A 20,869-nucleotide genomic window follows, 5' to 3' on the forward strand; every position below is an offset into this window, starting at 1 on the left:
ATTTTTTTAAAATAAAATTAAAATTTACCTGACTTTCGGGTAAATTTTTTTATTTGTGTATATTCGTGTTGATCTTCATGTATTACTTTTATCATAACTGCGAGAATGAGGAAATTTTTTTATTTTTTAGCTTTATTAAATATACTGACTTCATGTGTTTCTAAAAAAAATCAGGCGATCAGACAAAATATTCTGACGCTTAAAGACAGCTATTGCAAAGCTCCTTTTAAATATAATTATTCCAACAAACTTCCTTCTTACAATTCAGATTCTATCATTGCTGCCAATCAGGAATTGAAACCTCATTTTTCTGATCAGAGTATCCTCATCCTGAATGCACTTGATAACCTGGACGAGATACATGATATCATGGAACTTAAGAAAGACAATTCACTTGAATCTCAGGTAAAAATATTACAGCTTAAAAGTAAGATCAACAGTAAAATAACCATTGCACTCACAGAACTGGATGCTGTTGCCGCAGAATTCGACTGTGAAGGAGAAAGAGTAGCCCAGATCGGAGCTTACGTAGATAATCTCAATAATTCCCGGAACAATAAGCTCATTCTCTATTCTATTGTAGCAGGTGCGGCAGCTTCCATCGCCGGCGGAATTGTAAAGGATAACGGATGGAGCAATGCCATAGATATCGGCGGTGGTGCTTTAGGAGCTGGATTTGGTCTGGCAACTTTAAATCCGAAAGGTAAAAAGGTGGAATTCATTCATCAGAGAAATTTACTGAGAGATGTGTGGAATGAAAAGCTTGAATCACCTAATTTTCCGCCATTTGTCTGGTATATGTATACAGAAAGAAAATTCTCCAGTAAAGATGGAGTTCCTATCGTGCAGAGTATTAAAAAAAGATGGCTTCATTTTCAGTTTGATAATAATTTGAAAGCAGCGAATGAGTCTGTTATTTTTAGCGATGGTGGCTATTACAGGTCAGACGACCTTCATAATCGGGCGGCTATGCTCAATCAGATGCAGTCGGCGACACGGACGATTAATCAGAATATCAATTATCTGTTGCTGGATTTGGATAAATTGATTTTGTAGTCTTTAAAATGTAAATTTGTTCTTATTCACTATTTTACATGTCGGAATTAAGAAAAATAAGAGAAATAAAAAATCTAACCCAAGAAGAGCTGGCGCAAAAGTCGGGTCTTTCGGTGAGAACGATTCAACGGATCGAGGCTGGAATGCGGCCGAAAGGATATACTTTAAAAACACTCGCGAAAAACCTGGATGTTTCTGAAAAGGATTTATGGACTCCAGAGATTGTTGTACAGCAGGAAACTGAAGTCGAAGAAATTCCTGTAGTGAAAGAAGAAGATACATCTGAAAACTTTACTTTAATCAAAATCATTAACCTTTCTTCACTTCCTCTTGCATGGTTTCCGGTTGCGAATTTTATCCCACCTTTATTAATTATGATTTTTGCAAAAGAGAAATCCCGGATTACAAAACAGATTATTTCTCTTCAAATATTTTTGGCAATTCTTTCTCCTGTAATCTTTATGATCGTTGTGCTTTTAAAACTCGGACCTCCTTCTGTAATGGTGACTATGGTTTTGTTAGTGCTCGCTAATATTTACATTATCTTGAGAAATGCTTACGAAATTGATAAGAAGAATAGTCTCTACTATAAGCTGAATTTCAGTTTTTTATAAAGAAGTCACAAGATTGTCAGGTTTTTGTCGGGCTGTTTTTTCAATTAAAATTTAATAATTCCGAATCTTTGTCAAAAAATTAAACAATGGCAAAAAGATTCTCTTGTTATTTTCTGTTCTTCTTATTTTTCTTTGGAAATACAAATGCTCAGATCGATAAAAGTTCCGAATTGTTTTTGGAATTGAAAAAGCAGGACAGTATTTTTTTCGAAAGAGGCTTCAATAATTGTGATATGGCATATTTGGAAAAATCAATGGATGATAATCTTAAGTTTTATCATGATAAAGGAGGTTTTCAGGATAAAAAATTGTTTTTAGAAAGAACAAAAGAAAATATCTGTTCCAATCCTCTTAAGAAGCCGATTCGCAAAGTTGTTCCAGGAAGTCTCGAAGTTTTTCCGCTGTATGATAACGGTAATCTGTACGGTGCTATACAGACTGGAGAACATCAGTTTTACATCCGTGAGCCTGATAAACAAGACGTATTAGGTGGCAGGGCAAAGTTCACGACTGTCTGGACAAAGAAAAAGGGAAATTGGGTGATGAGTGATGTTCTAAGTTATGATCATGGAGAACCTAACCATGCAGAAATTAAAGATCCTATCGAAAAGCTGCTGAAAGATAATAACATTCCGACTTTAGGATTAGGAATCATCGAGAACGGAAAATTAACTCAAATAAAAGTTTACGGAACGCTGGAAGGAAAAACAGCTGCACCCTACAACAGTCTTTTTAACGTTGCATCCCTTACCAAACCGGTAACTGCAATGACGGTTTTACGTTTGGTGAGCTTAGGAAAATGGAATCTTGATGAATCACTGGATAAATATTGGATTGATCCTGATATTGCAAAAGATCCGAGACATAAGAAATTAACTACCAGAATTATTTTGAGTCATCAGACAGGTTTTCCAAACTGGAGATGGCAAAAGTCAGATCATAAGTTAAACTTTGAGTTTGATCCCGGATCAAAATATCAATATTCAGGCGAAGGTTATGAATACCTGCGTAAAGCTGTAGAGAATAAATTTCATAAAAGCCTGGAAGTGTTGGCAAAAGAATTGGTTTTCGAGCCTTTAGATATGCATGATACAAGCTATATCTGGAATGAAAAGAAAGATGCAGAAAGAATCGTTACCGGTTATGATAAAAATGGCAAACCTTATGAAATTGTGAAAAACTCTAAGCCCAATGCTGCAGATGATCTTATGACTTCTGTAGAAGATTATGGTAAGTTTTTAATTGCAGTGATGAATAACGATTTGCTTTCAAAAATAGTGTTTAAAGAAATGGAAAGTAGACAGGTCGATACAAAAAAAAATAAATATTTCGGATTGGGTTTTGAAATATTTGATCTTGGTAATGGAGAGATTGCTCTTTCACACGGCGGTTCGGATAAAGGCGTAAACACAATAGCTGTAATGCTGCCGAAAACAAAGCAAGGTTTAGTGATTTTTACCAATGTTGATGATGGTTATAAAATCTATGAACCACTGATTAATCATTATTTAGGGGAAGCAGGAAAAAAAATCGTAAAAATAGAAACTGAATAATTTAATTGTAATAAATTTTGTTACATTAATAATTTTTTCTATTTTTGTTCTGTAATTATAATGAACAATACAAGATTTGCCACGGTAATACATATTATGACATTATTGGCGGAAAGTCCGCGTGAATGGCTCACTTCCGAATGGATGGCGGGAAGCATTAATATTAATCCTGTGATGGTGCGTAAAGAATTAAGCGTTTTAAGAGAAGCGGGATTAATTATCAGCCGGCAGGGAAAAGTAGGAGGCAGTCAGTTGGCAAAGAATGCAGATGAGATTAAAATTTCCGATATTTATTCAGCGGTAAAAAATACTGAAGTGTTAGGTAAAAAAAACAATAATCCTAATCCTGCATGTACTGTAGGAAAAGAAATCAATGAGCATTTACAGACGTTGTTTTCCGAGACGGATCAGTTGGTTATCAGGTTTTTAGGAAATAAAACGCTGCAGGAATTTACGGATAATTTTAAATAAAAAAATTTAACTATTAATGTAACAATAATTATTACAATTTAATTTAAAAATAAAATATTATGAAAAAAGTAGCAGTAATTGGCGCTACAGGATTTGTAGGCACACAGGTTGTGAATGAATTGTCAAACAGAGGTTATGAAGTAGAAGCTATTGCCAGAGATGCTTCAAAAGTTCAGCAAAATGAAAAGGTAACAGCAAAAAGTGTTGATGTAAATAATGTGGATGAGTTGGCAGAAGCTCTGAAAGGTAATGATGCCGTAATAAATACATTCAATGCCGGCTGGACAAATCCTAATTTATATGATGATTTCCTGAACGGTTCTGTCAACATTGAAAAAGCTGTTGAAAAATCAGGCGTAAAAAGATTCATTACCGTAGGTGGAGCAGGAAGTTTGTATATAGATGGAAAACAGCTGGTTGATGGTCCTGATTTCCCTGCAGAGATCAAACCTGGTGCAACGGCGGCAAGAGACTATTTAAATAAAATCAAAGAAAATAATACGCTTGACTGGACTTTCTTCAGCCCTGCTATTGAAATGCATCAGGGAACAGCCGGAATAAGAACCGGAAAATACAGAACAGCCCTGGAGAATCCTGTATTTGATGAAAACGGAAGAAGCGTTCTTTCTGTTGAAGACGTTGCCGTAGTGCTTGTCGATGAGCTAGAGCAAAACAATCACATCAGAGAACGTTTTACTGCGGCTTATTAATTTTAAAAATAAAAAATTTCGGCGGCACCAAAGGTGCCGCCGAAATTCATATCAATACAATTAATCATAAATTAAAGATTCATGAACAGCTTCGGATTGACCGGGCTGTTATTTTTATGCACCTCATAATGGAGGTGAGGCCCTGTAGAGCGACCGGAATTTCCTGATTTTGCGATCACCTGTCCTACTTTTACCTTATCATTTACTTTAGCAACAAGCTGTGAAAGATGCCCGTAAAGTGTTGCCAGTCCATTTCCGTGAGAAACTATCACACAATTTCCATAGCCTCCTTTTTGGCCGGAGAATATCACGGTTCCCGCAGCTGTGGCCATCACATCAGATCCAAAAGGAACTGCAATATCCAATCCTTTATGAAACTGCATCTGATCAGCTTCTGCAGGCGCATTGTTTTTCTCTGTCTGGTTTGAATTTGCGGCGGCGGTTGCATTAGAAGAGCCTTGTGCAGCAGGACTAGGATTGGCTTTTGGTGTTACCATCACTTTCACCTGTCTTTTTTCACCATAGCTGTCAGTGACTTCAATGATTTTCTCAACAGGTTCAGCCTTCACTTCAGGAGCAACAGCTACTGCCGCAGGTTTTCCCGTATTGGTTTTCACCGAAGCAAAAACGGTTTTAAAAGGAATAGGATTTTTTCTGACACCGAAATTAGAAGAAATATAGCCTTCTGTCGGCATTCCCAAAGGAACCTGAAGAAGCTTTTTCTGAATATCCATCAGGTACTGGCTATATCGGTTAGCCTGCTTGGCAAGATAAATAGAGTTTGAGATACTGTCCTTGCTGAGAACGGCCAGCTTTACATTCGGAACATCTTTAGATCTCAGGAAAGAATTAAGCTGTGTTACGGTCTGATCTACCAATTCAAGATCGGTCTTCATTTTTAAGTAATCCACACTGTCTTTTTCAGTGTTTATTTTTACAAGGTTTACTTCATAGTTCCTGTCGTCTTTTTCAGAATATAACTTTGCAATGAAGATGCCTTGCGCAAAAACAATAAGTAAAAGGACTCCCAAAAGTACATTTACGTTCTTTTTGCTGCTTAGAAATTTTTTCATTTTTCTTCTCTTAGTATAATTACAAAACGATTTTAAGCCTGCAAATTTAATTAAAATTAAACTTTGGTACTTATGTTTAGCAAAAAAATAAATATTTCTATAATTAACGTATAATTAAATATTTAATTGTCCTGATATATTAATTTTAAAATAAAATAGCTTTTATCATGTAATGAAAAGGTCTCATCTTTCTTTGTTTTAATATATTTGCAGTTCACATTTCTATTATGGCTAAAAAGAAAACGAATACAGAATCGAATCCAAAAAAAAGCAAAAATGACGTCGCCGTTGGGGTAGTAGGAAGCGGAAGTTTTGCAACGGCTATCGTAAAAATGCTGGTTGAAAACTGCAAAGTCGTGCATTGGTGCGTAAGAAACGAATATGTAAAAGGAGCTATTGAACAAAGAGGGCACAATCCGACGTATCTTACTGCGGTCAATTTTAACCTTAAAAATCTAAAGCTTACTACTGATATCAACGAGCTTGTTTCTTCCTGTGATACCATCGTTTTGGCGACGCCTTCGATCTATCTATCTGATACCCTGGATAAAATGACTTGTGATTATAAAGATAAAGTTTTTGTTTCCGCCATTAAGGGAATCATTCCTAAGGTAAATGATGTCGTAGCACACTATTTAAGAGACGAATTTAAAATAGGTTTCCGCAATCAGGCCGTTATTGCCGGGCCATGTCATGCGGAAGAAGTTGCGATGGAAAGACTTTCTTATCTTACGCTGGCAACGGTAGAAGATGAGGTTTCTGCGAAACTATTGGATATCTTCAACTCCGATTTTATTAAAGTTCATTCCAGTAAAGATATTCTGGGAAATGAGTACAGCGCAATTCTTAAAAATATTTTTGCGATAGGTGCGGGTATTGCAAGCGGGTTAGGATATGGGGACAACTTTACCGCAGTATTTGTTTCCAATGCCATCCGTGAAATGGAAACCTTCCTGGAAGCCATCTATGAAGCACCAAGAGATGTTAACGAAAGCGCATATCTGGGAGATTTACTTGTAACGGCTTATTCCTTATTCTCAAGAAACAGAAATCTAGGAAACCTTATCGGAAAAGGATATACTGTAAAATCAGCGATCCAGTCGATGAATATGATTGCAGAAGGATATTATGCAGCAGATTCTATTTATAAAACATCTAAAGATAAAGGGCTGAAACTTCCAATTGTTGATACGATTTATGGGATCCTTTACGAGGGGAAAAATGCTGAAAAACAGTTCAAGAAACTGACAACGAAATTGAATTAATCCCTATTACATAAAGCCCAGCATGATATCATCGCAAATAATTTGAGATTATTTACTGATATCATGCTTGTTCTTTTAGCATCGTACCAAGAAATGCAGTTTCCTCCTCATTAATCTCAACCTAAACCTCAACCTCAATCTTAACCTGCTTCAAAAATGATGTTAAATATCCATAAACAGCCCTTTATTTTAAGAACTTTTCACGAACTTTGATATAATAAAATTTAAATTATGTCACAATCGCTTACAAACAGAACGCCGAAACCAAAATACGACGTTGTTCTCATAGGTGGCGGAATTATGAGTGCCACGTTAGCTACATTATTACATGAATTTGATCCCAACCTTGAGATCGCCATCTTCGAAAGACTGGGAAGGTTTGCCAAAGAAAGCACGGCAGCCTGGAATAATGCAGGAACAGGTCATTCAGCGTTTTGTGAGCTTAACTATACTCCCGAAAAACCAGATGGGACCATCGATATTTCAAAAGCAGAAAGTATAGCTGAACAATTTGAAATTTCAAAACAGTTTTGGTCTTACCTGATCACCAAAGGATACATTCAAAGGCCAAAGGATTTTATCAATTCATGTCCGCACATGAGTCTGGTATTTGGTGAAAAAGATGCTGAATATCTTAAAAAACGCCATCAGAAAATGTCGGAATCAGTCTTGTTCAAAGGAATGGAATTTTCAACAGATCACGGAAAACTGCAGGAATGGATTCCGCTCATCATGAGAAAAAGAAATGCTTCGGAAGTGATGGCAGCAACCAAAATGGATCTGGGAACGGATGTCAACTTCGGAACGCTTACCAGAAAAATGGGAAGACATTTGCTGGAAGATTCCAATGTTGAGGTTTTCCTTTATCATGAGGTAAAAGATATAGATCCTAAAGAAGACGGAACCTGGGAAATGAAAGTAAAGGACAGGATACACAACCATAAGCAGGAAGTGGAAGCTGATTTTGTATTCATAGGTGCCGGAGGATATGCACTGCCGTTGCTGGACAGCTCGGATATTAAAGAAAGCGAGGGATACGGAGGATTTCCTGTGTCGGGAGAATGGCTGGTAAGTCATAATCAGGAGCTGGTGGAGAAACATCAGGCAAAAGTATATACTCAGGCAACCGTAGACGCTCCACCAATGTCAGTTCCTCACCTTGACCTCAGAATTATCGATGGTGAAAAAGCTTTGCTTTTCGGACCTTTTGCAGGATTTTCAACAAAGTTCCTGAAAGAGGGAAGTTATCTGGATCTTCCTGAAAGTGTGAATACAAAAAATATACGATCTCTTTTCGGAGCATGGTGGCACAATATTCCTTTAACGAAATACCTTATTCAGCAGGTAGCGATGACCAAAGCTCAGAGAATTCAGCATTTGAGAGAATTTATTAAAGATGCCAAAGAAGAAGATTGGGAACTTAAAGTAGCAGGACAAAGAGTTCAGATCATTAAAAAAGACGAAAAAAATGGTGGAAAACTGGAATTCGGAACCGAAGTAGTGGTCAATAAAAAAGGAACCATTGCCTCCTTATTGGGAGCTTCACCGGGAGCATCAACAGCAGTTTATGCCATGCTGAATGTCCTTGAAAAATGTTTCCCTGAAAAACTGCACGGAGAATGGAAAGATAAGCTGATGGAAATGATACCTTCTTACGGACAAAAATTGGCGGACAATCCAGAGCTTACCGAAAAGATGAGAAATTATACTAAAGAAAAATTAGAACTCGAATATTAAAAATGAATAGTCAATGGTCAGTTGTGAATTTAAAATTGACTATTGACTATTTTCACTATTCACCATAAGAATATGTCAGAAACCATTGTCAAACCTGTTATCGTTAAAGAATTACTTGAATCGCTTCAGACTGATGTGCAGGAAGAACAGCAGGTCATCGTGCATTGTTGTTTTCCGGCGTCACCATTTCTAGGAAACCTTATCAGGATATGGCATTCCACGTATTTGTTCGATAACCAGTCGGATCATAAAAGCAGGCTGATTCATGCGGAAAATATTACCATTTATCCCAACTGGACGCCGGTGCCATTTATGCGTGATTTCTGGTTTACTTTGATTTTTTCAGGACTGCCGAAAGATTGCAAAAGTTTTGATTTGAAAGAAGTAATCCCCGAAGAAGGCGGATTTTTCGTAGAATCGATCAAAAGAAATTCTTCTGATATTTACCGGGTGAAGATTTCAGAATCGTATGTATAAGGTTGAGGCTAAGATAAAGACTAAGATTGTGAAGATCCTATAACTTCAGCCTGACGATATTGTAGAAGATCTCTGCGCTCTCTTATAAGTGTAACGGCTTTGTGAACTTGAAGCAGTAAGCATATAGAAAACCTTGTGGACTTTGTGTTCAAAGAAAGGTTAAGATTGAGGTTTGTTGATCTTTTTGTTGCAGGTATTTTTTTAATGGTTAAAAATATTTTATCATGAAAAACTATTTATTCATACTCTTACTTTTGCCTGTTCTGGTTTTTTCACAAAAGACTTCCAGAGAAGAATCTGAAATAAAAAAATTCCAGCAGGAACTGAATGCAGAATATCTCAATCCGAAAGAAACACCTTTGCGTGGAGATAATTTCAACAATTTCAAACAGCATCCCTTCTTTCCGATTGATTTAAAATACAGGGTAACTGCAAAATTTACTAAAACGGAAAATGCAGAACCTTTTGATCTGCCAACCTCTTCCGGAAAAACAAAATCTTACAGAGAATATGGGAAGGCAACCTTTGAACTTGACGGACAAACATATACTTTAATCCTTTATCAAAGTTTAGATTTAATCAAACAAAAAAAGTACAGAGATTATCTGTTTCTGCCGTTCCGTGATTTGACCAACGGAAAAGAAACCTATGGCGGCGGAAAGTATATGGATTTAAAGATCCCAAAAGGAAACTCGATCATTCTGGATTTCAACAAATCTTACCAGCCGTATTGTGCATATAATGCTTACGATTACAACTGTCCGGTAGTTCCAGAAGAAAACAGGCTTTCGACTGAGATCCGCGCCGGAGTAATGTATGAAGACATCTATCATCATTAAAATATGGTAAAATTAAAGTTTTTTGAACAGAAAGATTTTCCCGAGGTGAGCTACACTCTGGATGAAAATCAGTTACAATATACGGCAACTGCAGAGCAGGCATTAAAAAGAATTGAAGAACGCAAGGATACCCTTGCCTTTCCGATCACTATTTTTGAAAATGATGAGCCTGCAGGTTTTTTTGTGCTGGATTTCGGGAATGATAAACTGGAATTAACGGACAATCACAATTCTATGTTATTGCGGTCATTTTCTATAAATTCCAAACGACAGGGAAAAGGAATCGGAAAAGCAGCAATGGTTCAGGTTGATGATTTCGTTAGGGAAAATTTCAAAGATTGTGATGAGATCGTTCTTGCCGTTAACCAGAACAATATTTCCGCCTACCGGCTTTATCTCGCAGTCGGTTATCAATACGAAGGAAAAACCAGAATAGGAAGAAGCGGACCGCAATATCTCATGTCTAAAAAGTTATAAGATAGAAAAGAAAGTTTGCTCCTGGTGAAGTAAGCTTTTAATTATATAGAAACTGCTTTAACCATGTGCAAATTCGCTTTAATCATGTGAAGTAAGCCATTATCCTATGAAAATCAACTTTAATCATATGCAGAACGGTTTTGACCATGTGCAAATTCACTTTAATCATGTGAAGTAAGCCATTAACCTATGAAAATCAATTTTAATCATATGCAAAACGGTTTTAACCATCTGCAAATTCACTTTAATCATGTGAAGTAAGCCATTACCCTATGAAAATTAACTTTAATCGTATGCAGAACGGTTTTAACCATGTGCAAATTCGCTTTAACCATGTGAAGTAAGCCATTATCCTATGAAAATCACTTTAATCATATGCAGAACGGTTTTAATCATTTGCAAAACAGCTTTAATCATATACAAAGAAGCAAAAACCAACAGCTAATTGTCTTTATCCCTGCAACTTTAAGAATTTTTTAAGTGAAAATTTTCGTGTTTGGCGTGATCCTTTCAGCAGTATCCGAATAACATCAAATAATAAAGCATGGAAATTTCTCTCAATAATCAGGTTGCCATTGTTACCGGAGCCTCAAGCGGAATAGGTTCAGGAATCGCAAAATCACTTGCCGCAGCCGGTGCGATCGTAATCGTTAATCATTCATCTGAACGCTCAACCGATGAGGCAAAAGCCGTTTTAAAACAAATCACCGATGCAGGCGGAAAAGGTATTACCTATCAATGCGATGTTTCAAAGGAAGATCAGGTCATCAGCATGTTCCAGGATGTTATTTCACAATTCGGTACAGTGGATATTCTTGTTAATAATGCCGGTGTTCAGAAAGATGCAAAATTTACGGAAATGACGTTGGAACAGTGGAATACCGTAATCGATATCAATCTTACTGGTCAGTTCCTCTGTGCGCGGGAAGCCATCAAAGAATTTCTTCGACGTGGCGTTGATCCTTCAAGATCCGTAGCCTGCGGGAAAATCATTCATATCAGCTCGGTTCACGAGGTTATTCCATGGGCGGGACATGCCAACTATGCAGCCAGTAAAGGGGCCATCCGTATGCTGATGCAGACGCTCGCCCAAGAATACGGGCCCGATAAGATTCGTGTCAATTCCATTTGTCCGGGTGCCATCAAAACCCCGATCAATAAAGACGCCTGGGATACTCCACAGGCTTTACATTCCCTGATGACTCTTATCCCCTATAACAGGATCGGAAAACCGGAAGATATCGGAAACCTCGCCGTGTTCCTGGCCAGTGATTTTTCCGACTACATCTCCGGAGCAAGCATTTTTGTAGACGGTGGAATGACCACTTTCGAAAGTTTTGCTTCTGGTGGCTAATATTTGGGCGCACATTTCCGGCTTTCACTACTCGCTTTTTTGGTTTTCGGCGGCGGCGAAGCCGCCGCCGAAAACCAAAAAGAGCTCAGACAGGCCGTTCAATCCGGGGCGCATTTTAGACAAAATAGAAATGGCAGACATTTGAAGTCAGCGATAAATAGTCAATTGTGAAAAGTGAATTCGTTTTACTGTCAATTAAAAGGATGTCGAAGATAATTGTTTTATTTTTCATTCTGACGAAGGAAGCATCTATTGTATGTTGAGATTCTTCATTCCACTTCGTTTCATTCAGAATGACAGGCATAATTTATTTTTAAGCCTTATAACTTTTAAAAACTACACAATTTCTCGAAAGAGGCTTGTGATTAAGAAATAATTGTTTTATTTGTCATTCCGCCGAAGGAAGAATCTATTGTATGTTGAGATTCTTCATTCCACTTCGTTTCATTCAGAATGACAGAATCAATGAAGATTTATTTTTTAAACTTATAACTTAAAAACTATACATTTCTCGAAAGAGGTTTGTAATTTAGACCATCAACTATCATTTATCAATCATCATTTATAAAAGCATGAAAGAAAAAGAAAGACTCTCCGATATTGCCTGGAAAAAATGGGGTCCTTACGTCAGTAACCGGGAATGGGGATTGGTACGTGAAGATTACAGTGCCGATGGTGATGCGTGGAACTATACCACCCATGATGGAGCCGAAGCCAAAACATACCGCTGGGGAGAAGAAGGCATCTGCGGAATATGTGATGATGTTCAGAAACTGGTATTCTCGGTAGGATTCTGGAACAAAAAAGATAAAATGATAAAAGAGCGCTTCTTTGGCCTTACCAATGGACAGGGAAATCACGGTGAAGATGTAAAAGAATATTATTATTACCTCGATTCTACGCCTACGCATTCTTATATGAAAATGCTCTACAAATATCCTCAGAAGGCATTTCCGTATGAAGATCTCATCCAGACAAACGCGAGAAGAAGCAAGCAGGAACCAGAATACGAACTAATTGATACCGGAATTTTCGACAATAATAAATATTTCGATATATTCATCGAATACGCAAAGGTCGATGCAAACGATATTCTGATCCGGCTGACCATTATTAATAAATCTGAGAGCGAAGCACCATTGGTTATCCTTCCGACATTATGGTTCAGGAACACATGGCGATGGGGATATGATGATTATCTTCCACAGCTGACTTCCGATGAACCGGATTCCATAAAAATTAATCATCAGGATGTACAAATTAAAAACCTATATGCAAAAAACTCCCAAAAAGTTCTTTTCTGTGATAATGAAACCAATAATGAGAAGCTTTATCAGTGTGCCAATGAAACCCGTTACAGCAAAGACGGAATCAATGATTTTATAATAAACGGAAATTCACATTCCGTCAATCCGAATCACACCGGAACCAAAGCCGCATTTGTGATTGATGAAAACTTTACTCCAAAGGAAGCCAAAACTTTTGAATTCCGACTTACTGATAAGGAACTGTCCCAGCCATTTAAAAATTTTGACACAATATTTAATAACAGAAAAAAGGAAGCTGACGAATTTTATGAAGAGATCCAGAAAGGAATTGAGTCTGAAGACGAAAAAATGATACAGCGGCAGGCTTTTGCCGGGATGTTGTGGAGCAAAATGTTTTATCATTACAACGTAGAAAAGTGGCTGAAAGGAGATCCCTCAGAAGCTCCGCCGCCAAAGTCGCGTGAGAAAATCCGTAATTTCCAGTGGAAGCACCTCAACAATGAACATATTATTTCCATGCCTGATAAATGGGAATATCCCTGGTATGCAACATGGGATCTGGCTTTCCACACAATAAGCTTTTCCCTGATCGATCCTGATTTTGCAAAACATCAGCTGAAATTATTTCTTTTTGAATGGTATATGCATCCCAACGGCCAACTGCCGGCCTACGAATGGAATTTCAATGATGTTAATCCGCCAGTCCATGCATGGGCGGTCTTCAGAGTGTTTAAAATTGACGAATACCTGAAAGATAAGCCGGATATCCAGTTTCTGGAAAGCGCATTCCAGAAATTACTCATGAACTTCACCTGGTGGGTCAATAAAAAAGACAATAACGGCAACAATATTTTCGAGGGAGGCTTTTTAGGACTTGATAATATTGGGGTATTTGATCGTAATACTGAGCTCCCTAATGGTGAGCATCTCGAACAATCGGATGGTACCAGCTGGATGGCCATGTTTGCCCTGAATATGATGAGAATTGCCCTGGAGCTCGCTTTATACAATCCTATTTACGAAGAAATGGCTATAAAATTCTTCGAACATTTCCTCGCAATCGCCAACTCGCTGGATAATATGGGCGACGAATGCTTCAGCCTCTGGGACGAACAGGACGAATTCTTTTATGATGCGCTTTCCCTGGGAGATGGTAATCATATGTACTTAAAAATGCGAACGATTGTTGGTCTTATCCCGATGTTTGCCGTAGAGGTGATTGATGATGAAATGATCGAGAGACTGCCTAATTTTAAGAAAAGAATGCAATGGGTGCTGGATAATAAACCTCAGCTTGCCGCTCTTGTATCGCATTGGGAAGTGAAAGGTGAAGAATCCAAACATCTTCTGTCACTTCTGCGTGGCCACCGTTTGAAAAGACTGCTTAACAGAATGCTCAATACTGATGAATTTCTCAGTGAGTTTGGGGTTCGTGCACTCTCCAAAGAATATGAAAAAAATCCATTCAACATCAATCTGGATGGTACAGATTATACAGTAAAATATACTCCTGCCGAAAGTGACAGCCATATGTTCGGTGGAAACAGCAATTGGAGGGGACCAATATGGTTTCCGGTTAATTTTTTAATTATTGAAAGTCTACAGCGCTTTTTCTTTTACTATAGCCCCGATTTTCTGGTTGAATATCCTACCGGAAGCGGGAATTATTCAAGTTTGGATCAGATTGCTGATGCGCTGAGCAAAAGGCTAGCAAAGATATTTTTAAAGGATGAAAATGGAAATCGACCTTTTAACGGACAATATCCTAGATTTCAGACTGATCCTGATTTTAAAGATTACATCTTATTTTATGAATATTTCCACGGTGACAATGGCCGTGGAGTAGGAGCATCACATCAAACCGGATGGACAGGCCTCATTGCAAAGATCCTGATGCCAAGATTTTCTAAAAAGAAAATTGCAGAGTCTGAAACAGAGATGCCGGGAGAGACAAAATCGTAAAACCCATATTTTAATGCCCGTCTTAGAGCCTGCTTAAATTTTTATAGTTTTTTCTTAATTTCTTTAATTAAATAAACTTTGTTTATTCTTTAATTTAACATTAAGAATTTTAGTGAGTTAGACTTCCCATAACGAATCAATAAATTGATTTTTACTAAGTTTTTTAAGCTAAAGGCTCTTAATTTCTTAATGTTAAAAATAATTTATAAATTTAAACAGGCTCTTACACTTTTATTCAAATATCTGCTGTATTACTTCAAGCGATGCAGGGATTCTGAAATCGGTAATATGATAATGATAATAGACCAAGAGACTATCCAGGAAGTCTTTCCGGAATGCGGAAGGAATTTTTATCTGATAAGGATTTTCTGAAGACAAAAGCGTTTGCCATATCACGGAAATTTCTTCAGTAAAAATCTGATGCATGATCTCAAATGAAAAGGTTCCTGTTTCAGGATCCAGGAATTTTCCATCATTTAATAAAGGTGCAACGCCCTGAATTTTTAAAACTTTAATCAAAAAAATCAGATGTGACTGGTAATTCTGGTTTTCCAGTTCATCAATGAATTCTTCCAGACAGAAGAAAATATGATGGTTTTTATTCTCGTGCTTTAGATTTTGATTTAAAAAATCTGAAACGAAAAATACAACAGAATTACATCGGATGTCTGAATAGATATCGTTGCTTTTTATCATTTCAAATTTAGAAATGGTCTGTATCCCATTTCCTCTTGCCGGAAGTAGGGAAAAATTAAGTTTACTTAATGGCAGAAGCAATGCCTTTTTTTTATTTTTCCGGGTATAGATCCCCTTTAAAAAATAAGACTGAAAGCCCTCATCTTCTGTAAAACAATGCAGAACTGCATCGTTTTCACCGTATTTGATATATGATAATAAAAATCCGTTCTGTGAATTCATTAATTAACTACCGCAATCTTTGCTGTTGCTTTGTCGGAGCCGTCTTCATTAGTCATCAGGACAAAATATACACCGGAAGCCACTCTTGTCCCTCTCTGATTATTAAGATCCCATTCATAATATCCACCTCTTGCTACTGCAGAATGCACTACATTACCCGCAGCATCAGCAATTCTGATATTCGTTACTTCTGCCAGCCCTTTGATGGTCACTTTCCCTTTAAAATTGGAATATACAACAGGATTCGGGTAAACAAGCACGTTTCCGAAACCTGATCCTACATCGGCGACATCTCCCTGATAAGTTACAATTCCGTCATAAGATGCAAAATATACCTTTCCTGTTTTTTTATCTACTTTAATATCTGTAATGCTATTGGTAGGAAGAGGAGAGTTTTCTTTCGTAAAATGCTTTACCGTCTGTTGTCCGTCAGCAGATAAATAATAAACACCGCCGCCGTCTACAGAAACCCATTTATGATCCCCTGCGTCTACTTCAATCTGCAAAATCTGAGAATCTCTGAAAAGCTCTTCTCCCAAGCCGTTTTGTTCGATAATGATTGGTTCTACGGTCGCAGTAGCAGGTGTTTTAACAGCTGAAACAGCATCCGATAAAATTCTTAATCCCATATCTCCACCGATCCATGCATCTCCTGATTTGTCGAGAGCTACAGAAATTGTTCCTCCTGAATTTGTTGCAAAACCATTGGATTGATTTAAAATATAAGCTGTATCGTCAGACGTGTTTACTGTTTTTTTTGCATCATAAGCAATAAAACTATTAACCCTCGGAATTGGTATCCATAATAAACCTTCATAAAACAAAGGCTTTTGTGCGGCACCAAAACTTGAGGTGGTATTTTTTATGAGAAAATCATCGGTTGCTCTGTCGTAAGCACCAATTGCTGTAAAAGGGCCTTGTGCCGATCCTTCTCCCGAAAAAGCAATTGTTGCAAAAAGATTGTTGGAATCGTCAAAAGTTAGGCCTACCGGTCGTCTTGTAAAACTGTCGGTGGTTCCCAGGTTATAATTTTTGGTGAAAGTAAAATCTTTGCTGCTGGCATTATATTTCATTTTATAAATACCACGTTCCGGAGATGTTACATAATTTGTAAAGAAAACGTCATCCGGACTTGCCGGGTCTGAAACCACATCCAAAATGTTGAACCAAGTTGTACTTCCTATGAAATATGAAGGATAGATCCACTCCATCCCATTGAAATAATAGAAGCCCGGATTTTTCGGATTGTTAATGCCGGTATTAAATCTTCCTTCTCTTCCTCCCGTAGATACCAGAATTTGATTATCACCATACAGACTCATTTTATAAGCATAATTAAAGTAAGGGCCATCTGGCTTGAAGGAATTACTACTTTCGTTCTTTATTCCGGATAAAACGGTTCCGCCATACACGCTGCCTCCGACAGTTGTTGCCGTATTACATTCTTCGCCGAAACTGACAGTATTAGTAAAGTTTCCGTTAGTATTAAATGTATAAACTCTGTTAACATCTGTTACAACAATATTATTACTGTTTACAACAACATCTCTTACATTACCGAAAGTCTGGGATAGAGGAGATGAAACCCCGCCGCTGTAAAGATATGCCGTTGTTGCTGACGAAAAACTTAAAACTCCTTCCGAATCAATATGCCTGAAAGATCCTGCCATCTCTGTATTCCATGTTGAAAAAACAGGAAATGTGGTGTTCATTTCATGGCTTTTCAGCCCTGTATTTGTAACCGAATATACTTTATTTCCGAAAATAGTTGCTTCGTTGCTCGCTTCATAGATTCCTCCTGTTAAGAAGAAAGCCGAATCTTTGAATTCTTTTTTCTTTAAATCAAAAATAGAAACTCCATAACCTACAGAAATTACGGCAAGGTCTCCAGTTATCGAGATGTGATTAATTTTTTTACTTCCATTATATCCCGTTGCAATAGGAATATCTACAACATAAGTGACACCATCCGGAGTAATTACATCCAGCGAACCATTCTGATACCCGATAAGGGCAATCTTGTTCTGTGGATTGTAATCAAATGCTGAAATTTTAACCTCATGCAAACCGTTTGCTTTAGACAGCTTGGTAATTTCACCTGATGAAATTGTATAATAAAATATCCCGTTTTCTGCGGCTGCAACTATTTTTCCATTATCTTCTTTCATGGCGGTGACATTGTTATAAGAAAAAAGGTCAGCCCATTTTTTTGAAGAAATAGTTTGTGCATTTGCCATTTGCAGGGATGCTAAAACACCAAGAGAAATTAAAGAGAGTTTTTTCATACTTATGCTATTATGCTGCTGTCTATCACCTGATTATTCCAGGCAATATGTTTTACATTTTTATTGGAATCAAAGAAAAAATCTATTCTGCCTAACAGAAGACCTGCCCATCCTACCTGATTTACAAGAACATTTTTGCCTTGTCTGTTGGTGAAAGTCTGAGGTTCAGGCAAAAAAGTATGGGTATGGCCACCCAGAATGATATCTATATTTTCTGTTTTAGCGGCTAAGATTTTATCGTTTATTTTGTCAGGTTCATCTTTGTAATCGTATCCGATATGAGAAAGACAGATCACAAGATCACATTTCTGTTCGTTTTTAAGGAAGTTAGAATAATGCTGAGCAACATCTACAGGATCTAAATACACCGTTTCTCCATATTGTTTTTTTCCTACCAGCCCGTCAAGCTGAATGCCTACCCCAAAAATTCCTACCTTAATTCCGTTTTTATTAAAGATTTTATAGGGTGAAGTTTTTCCGTCTAGAACGGTATTTTTAAAATCATAATTTGAACAGATAAATGGAAACTGAGCGTTTGGCAACACTTTTAAGAATCCGTCAAGACCATTATCAAAATCATGATTTCCCATGGTTGAGGCGTCATATTTCATCATGGACATTAATTTAAATTCCAGCTCACCTCCAAAAAAATTAAAATAAGGAGTGCCCTGAAAGATATCCCCTGAATCAAGAAGCAGAACATTACTTTCCTGATTTCTGATCTGCTGAATCAGGCTTGCCCGTCTTGCAAACCCTCCCTGATTGGGATTTTTGGTATAGCTTGCATCAAAAGGTTCTATTCTGCTGTGCTGATCATTGGTATGGAGAATGGTAAGTTTGTTTGCGGATTTCAGATCGAAAATCTTTAGTTCTTCCGCCATCATCATATTGGGAGCTAAAGCCATTGCCAGAGTTCCGCCACCTATTGCTTTTAAAAAACTTTTTCTATCCATTACTTTTTACCAATAAAATTTAAACGAATATCTGTACTAGGATTTACTTCTGGAGATCTCTTAAAATAATCTATAAAAAGATCTCTCATTTTGATTCCTGTATGAATCATTTCTCCCTTCAAAAAAAACTTCATATTGTCACCACCCAAAGCCAGATAATCTGACGTGGCAATGTAATATTCCTGATCCGGATTGATTGTTTTTCCATTGATCAAAGCTTTAGTTACGTGTCCATTATTGATTTCAATATACAAATGAGAAACAGGATTATTTACCTGAGTTTTTGCATAATAATCAAAAAGTCCCTGTAAATCTGTTCCTTTCATTTTTACAATGATTATCTCATTTTCGAAAGGCATCACCTCAAAAACGCTGTTCAGCAAAATATCTCCTTTTCCAATGGTTGTTCGTATTCCTTCGATATTGATCAAAGCAGCATCAACTTCTTTTTTAAGATTTGTTTTTGCCCATGTATCAGCTCCGTCAAATGTATAGTCAGCTAAAAGATTACCCAGATTACTGTTATCTCCCTGTTTGGTAAGATCTACATTTGTATGTGAGATCTTCTGGTTCATTTCTTTATCCAGTTTCTGTTTATAGGGTTCAATAACTTTTACAAACTCCTCATCATTTTTCAGCTCATTATTAATAGAAATATTTTTCTGGGTCTGTACATCCGCTACCTGCAGCGGTGAAGCTGTTTTGCAGGCAGAAAGAGCAGTCAGAGCAATTCCTAATAACAAGAATTTATTTTTCATATGCATCAAATTATTATCATGAAACTTTATACCGGCATGTTTTTATAAAAAACAATTTTCGGACATAGCAATCCATAATATCTTTTAGTATATGCAAATATAATTATATGTATAATAAAACATTATTATTTATAACAAATTCTTAGGGTAAATTATTAAATTTGGAAAAAATTATTCTAACAGATGAGCATTTTAAAAGGAGTAGGTGTTGCGTTGGTGACGCCCTTTAATGAAGATTTATCCGTAGATTTTGAAAGTTTAACAAAATTAGTTGAATACAACATCGAAAACGGAACCAATTATTTAGTTGTTTTGGGAACTACAGCCGAGGCTGCAACGCTTTCTGCTGAAGAGAAGAAACAGGTGATTGAGCATATCATTAAGGTTAATAATAAACGCCTGCCATTGGTTTTAGGAATCGGGGGCAACAATACTCTTGAAGTTAAAAAACAGATTGAAGAGGCAGATCTTTCTGCATTTGATGCGGTACTTTCTGTTTCTCCTTATTATAATAAACCTAATCAGGAAGGTCTTTATCAGCATTATAAAGCGTTGGCTTCCACAGGAAAAAATATTATTATTTACAATGTTCCGTCAAGAACCGGACAAAATATTGAAGCTGAAACAACTTTACGTCTGGCAAAAGAATTTGCGAATTTGTTTTTAATTAAAGAGGCTGCACCAAATATTTTACAGTATTTTGATATTCTAAGAAAGAAACCTGAAGGATTCAATCTGGTTTCAGGAGATGATGAATTTACACTTCCGGTAACGTTTGCGGGCGGAAATGGGGTGATTTCCGTAATTGCCCAGGCATATCCTAAAGAATTTTCAACAATGGTTCAGCTGGCTTTTGAAGGAAAAGTAAAAGAAGCTTATGAAATTCATAACAAACTGGTTGAAATTACAAGACTGATCTTTGCAGAAGGAAATCCGTGCGGAATTAAAGTTATTCTAACTGAAAAAGGAATTATTAAAAATTATTTGAGACTTCCTTTAGTTCCCGCATCAGAAGGATTATATGCAAAAATTAAAGCTGAAATGGCAAATATTTAAGGTCATGTGCCAATAATTTAATTGTGAATATCATTTGCAATTT

Annotated in this window: 19 protein-coding genes; 13 read left to right on the forward strand and 6 right to left on the reverse strand. The window is 37.0% G+C overall.

What is annotated here, in order from left to right; all coding sequences use genetic code 11:
• Positions 1-105 precede the first annotated feature (105 nt).
• From BMW64_RS12385 to BMW64_RS12405, 5 genes are all read left to right on the forward strand, one after another.
• Positions 106-1,056 carry a hypothetical protein gene (locus tag BMW64_RS12385; protein ID WP_090000271.1) on the forward strand — a complete coding sequence of 317 codons (951 nt, stop codon included), beginning with the start codon at positions 106-108 and terminating at the stop codon, positions 1,054-1,056.
• A gap of 38 nt (positions 1,057-1,094) precedes the next feature.
• On the forward strand, positions 1,095-1,670 hold the full coding sequence (locus tag BMW64_RS12390; protein ID WP_090000272.1) for a helix-turn-helix domain-containing protein: 576 nt from the start codon (positions 1,095-1,097) through the stop codon (positions 1,668-1,670).
• An 86-nt stretch (positions 1,671-1,756) separates the two neighbouring features.
• Positions 1,757-3,223 carry a serine hydrolase gene (locus BMW64_RS12395; RefSeq protein ID WP_090000273.1) on the forward strand — a complete coding sequence of 489 codons (1,467 nt, stop codon included), beginning with the start codon at positions 1,757-1,759 and terminating at the stop codon, positions 3,221-3,223.
• Between the two features lie 60 nt (positions 3,224-3,283).
• Positions 3,284-3,694 (forward strand): Rrf2 family transcriptional regulator, encoded by a 411-nt coding sequence (locus BMW64_RS12400; protein WP_090000274.1) that lies wholly within the window; start codon positions 3,284-3,286, stop codon positions 3,692-3,694.
• A gap of 59 nt (positions 3,695-3,753) precedes the next feature.
• A complete protein-coding gene (locus BMW64_RS12405) occupies positions 3,754-4,404 on the forward strand; it encodes an NAD(P)-dependent oxidoreductase (RefSeq protein ID WP_090000275.1) in 651 nt (216 codons plus the stop codon).
• A 71-nt stretch (positions 4,405-4,475) separates the two neighbouring features.
• On the opposite strand, the gene BMW64_RS12410 is transcribed toward BMW64_RS12405, so the two are convergent.
• Positions 4,476-5,477, reverse strand: a complete 1,002-nt coding sequence (locus BMW64_RS12410) for a M23 family metallopeptidase (RefSeq protein WP_090000276.1) — start codon at positions 5,475-5,477, stop codon at positions 4,476-4,478.
• A gap of 227 nt (positions 5,478-5,704) precedes the next feature.
• Here BMW64_RS12410 and BMW64_RS12415 point away from each other — a divergent pair, with 227 nt between their 5' ends.
• From BMW64_RS12415 to BMW64_RS12440, 6 genes are all read left to right on the forward strand, one after another.
• Positions 5,705-6,742, forward strand: coding sequence for an NAD(P)H-dependent glycerol-3-phosphate dehydrogenase (locus BMW64_RS12415; RefSeq protein WP_090000277.1), 1,038 nt, complete (start codon positions 5,705-5,707; stop codon positions 6,740-6,742).
• A 231-nt stretch (positions 6,743-6,973) separates the two neighbouring features.
• A complete protein-coding gene (mqo, locus tag BMW64_RS12420) occupies positions 6,974-8,479 on the forward strand; it encodes a malate dehydrogenase (quinone) (RefSeq protein WP_090000278.1) in 1,506 nt (501 codons plus the stop codon).
• Positions 8,480-8,551: 72 nt separating this feature from the next.
• On the forward strand, positions 8,552-8,956 hold the full coding sequence (locus tag BMW64_RS12425; RefSeq protein WP_090000279.1) for a hypothetical protein: 405 nt from the start codon (positions 8,552-8,554) through the stop codon (positions 8,954-8,956).
• A gap of 224 nt (positions 8,957-9,180) precedes the next feature.
• On the forward strand, positions 9,181-9,795 hold the full coding sequence (locus BMW64_RS12430) for a DUF1684 domain-containing protein (protein ID WP_090000280.1): 615 nt from the start codon (positions 9,181-9,183) through the stop codon (positions 9,793-9,795).
• A 3-nt stretch (positions 9,796-9,798) separates the two neighbouring features.
• Positions 9,799-10,272 (forward strand): GNAT family N-acetyltransferase, encoded by a 474-nt coding sequence (locus BMW64_RS12435; RefSeq protein WP_090000281.1) that lies wholly within the window; start codon positions 9,799-9,801, stop codon positions 10,270-10,272.
• 544 nt (positions 10,273-10,816) lie between these two features.
• Positions 10,817-11,626, forward strand: coding sequence for a glucose 1-dehydrogenase (locus BMW64_RS12440; protein ID WP_090000282.1), 810 nt, complete (start codon positions 10,817-10,819; stop codon positions 11,624-11,626).
• Positions 11,627-11,741: 115 nt separating this feature from the next.
• Here BMW64_RS12440 and BMW64_RS12445 read toward each other — a convergent pair whose 3' ends face one another.
• Positions 11,742-11,930, reverse strand: coding sequence for a hypothetical protein (locus tag BMW64_RS12445; protein ID WP_090000283.1), 189 nt, complete (start codon positions 11,928-11,930; stop codon positions 11,742-11,744).
• Between the two features lie 268 nt (positions 11,931-12,198).
• On the opposite strand from BMW64_RS12445, the gene BMW64_RS12450 reads away from it, so the two are divergent.
• The gene (locus BMW64_RS12450) at positions 12,199-14,856 is read left to right on the forward strand and encodes an MGH1-like glycoside hydrolase domain-containing protein (protein ID WP_090000284.1); all 2,658 of its coding nucleotides are present in this window, start codon (positions 12,199-12,201) and stop codon (positions 14,854-14,856) included.
• Between the two features lie 231 nt (positions 14,857-15,087).
• Here BMW64_RS12450 and recO read toward each other — a convergent pair whose 3' ends face one another.
• From recO to BMW64_RS12470, 4 genes are read right to left on the reverse strand one after another with little or no spacing between them, the layout of a single operon-like run.
• On the reverse strand, positions 15,088-15,774 hold the full coding sequence (recO, locus tag BMW64_RS12455) for a DNA repair protein RecO (protein WP_090000285.1): 687 nt from the start codon (positions 15,772-15,774) through the stop codon (positions 15,088-15,090).
• A complete protein-coding gene (porZ, locus tag BMW64_RS12460) occupies positions 15,774-18,059 on the reverse strand; it encodes a type IX secretion system anionic LPS delivery protein PorZ (protein WP_177175285.1) in 2,286 nt (761 codons plus the stop codon). The genes recO and porZ overlap by 1 nt, the downstream gene beginning before the upstream one ends.
• A gap of 2 nt (positions 18,060-18,061) precedes the next feature.
• Positions 18,062-19,012, reverse strand: a complete 951-nt coding sequence (locus BMW64_RS12465) for a bifunctional metallophosphatase/5'-nucleotidase (protein WP_090000286.1) — start codon at positions 19,010-19,012, stop codon at positions 18,062-18,064.
• Positions 19,012-19,770 (reverse strand): 5'-nucleotidase C-terminal domain-containing protein, encoded by a 759-nt coding sequence (locus BMW64_RS12470; protein WP_090000287.1) that lies wholly within the window; start codon positions 19,768-19,770, stop codon positions 19,012-19,014. Before BMW64_RS12470 ends, BMW64_RS12465 begins: the two co-directional genes overlap by 1 nt.
• Positions 19,771-19,953: 183 nt before the next feature.
• Here BMW64_RS12470 and dapA point away from each other — a divergent pair, with 183 nt between their 5' ends.
• Complete coding sequence (dapA, locus tag BMW64_RS12475) at positions 19,954-20,826, forward strand: 4-hydroxy-tetrahydrodipicolinate synthase (RefSeq protein ID WP_090000288.1); 873 nt, start codon at positions 19,954-19,956, stop codon at positions 20,824-20,826.
• The last annotated feature ends 43 nt before the right edge of the window (positions 20,827-20,869 follow it).

Origin of the sequence: Chryseobacterium taichungense, assembly GCF_900109935.1 — a bacterium.
Lineage (GTDB): Bacteria > Bacteroidota > Bacteroidia > Flavobacteriales > Weeksellaceae > Chryseobacterium > Chryseobacterium taichungense.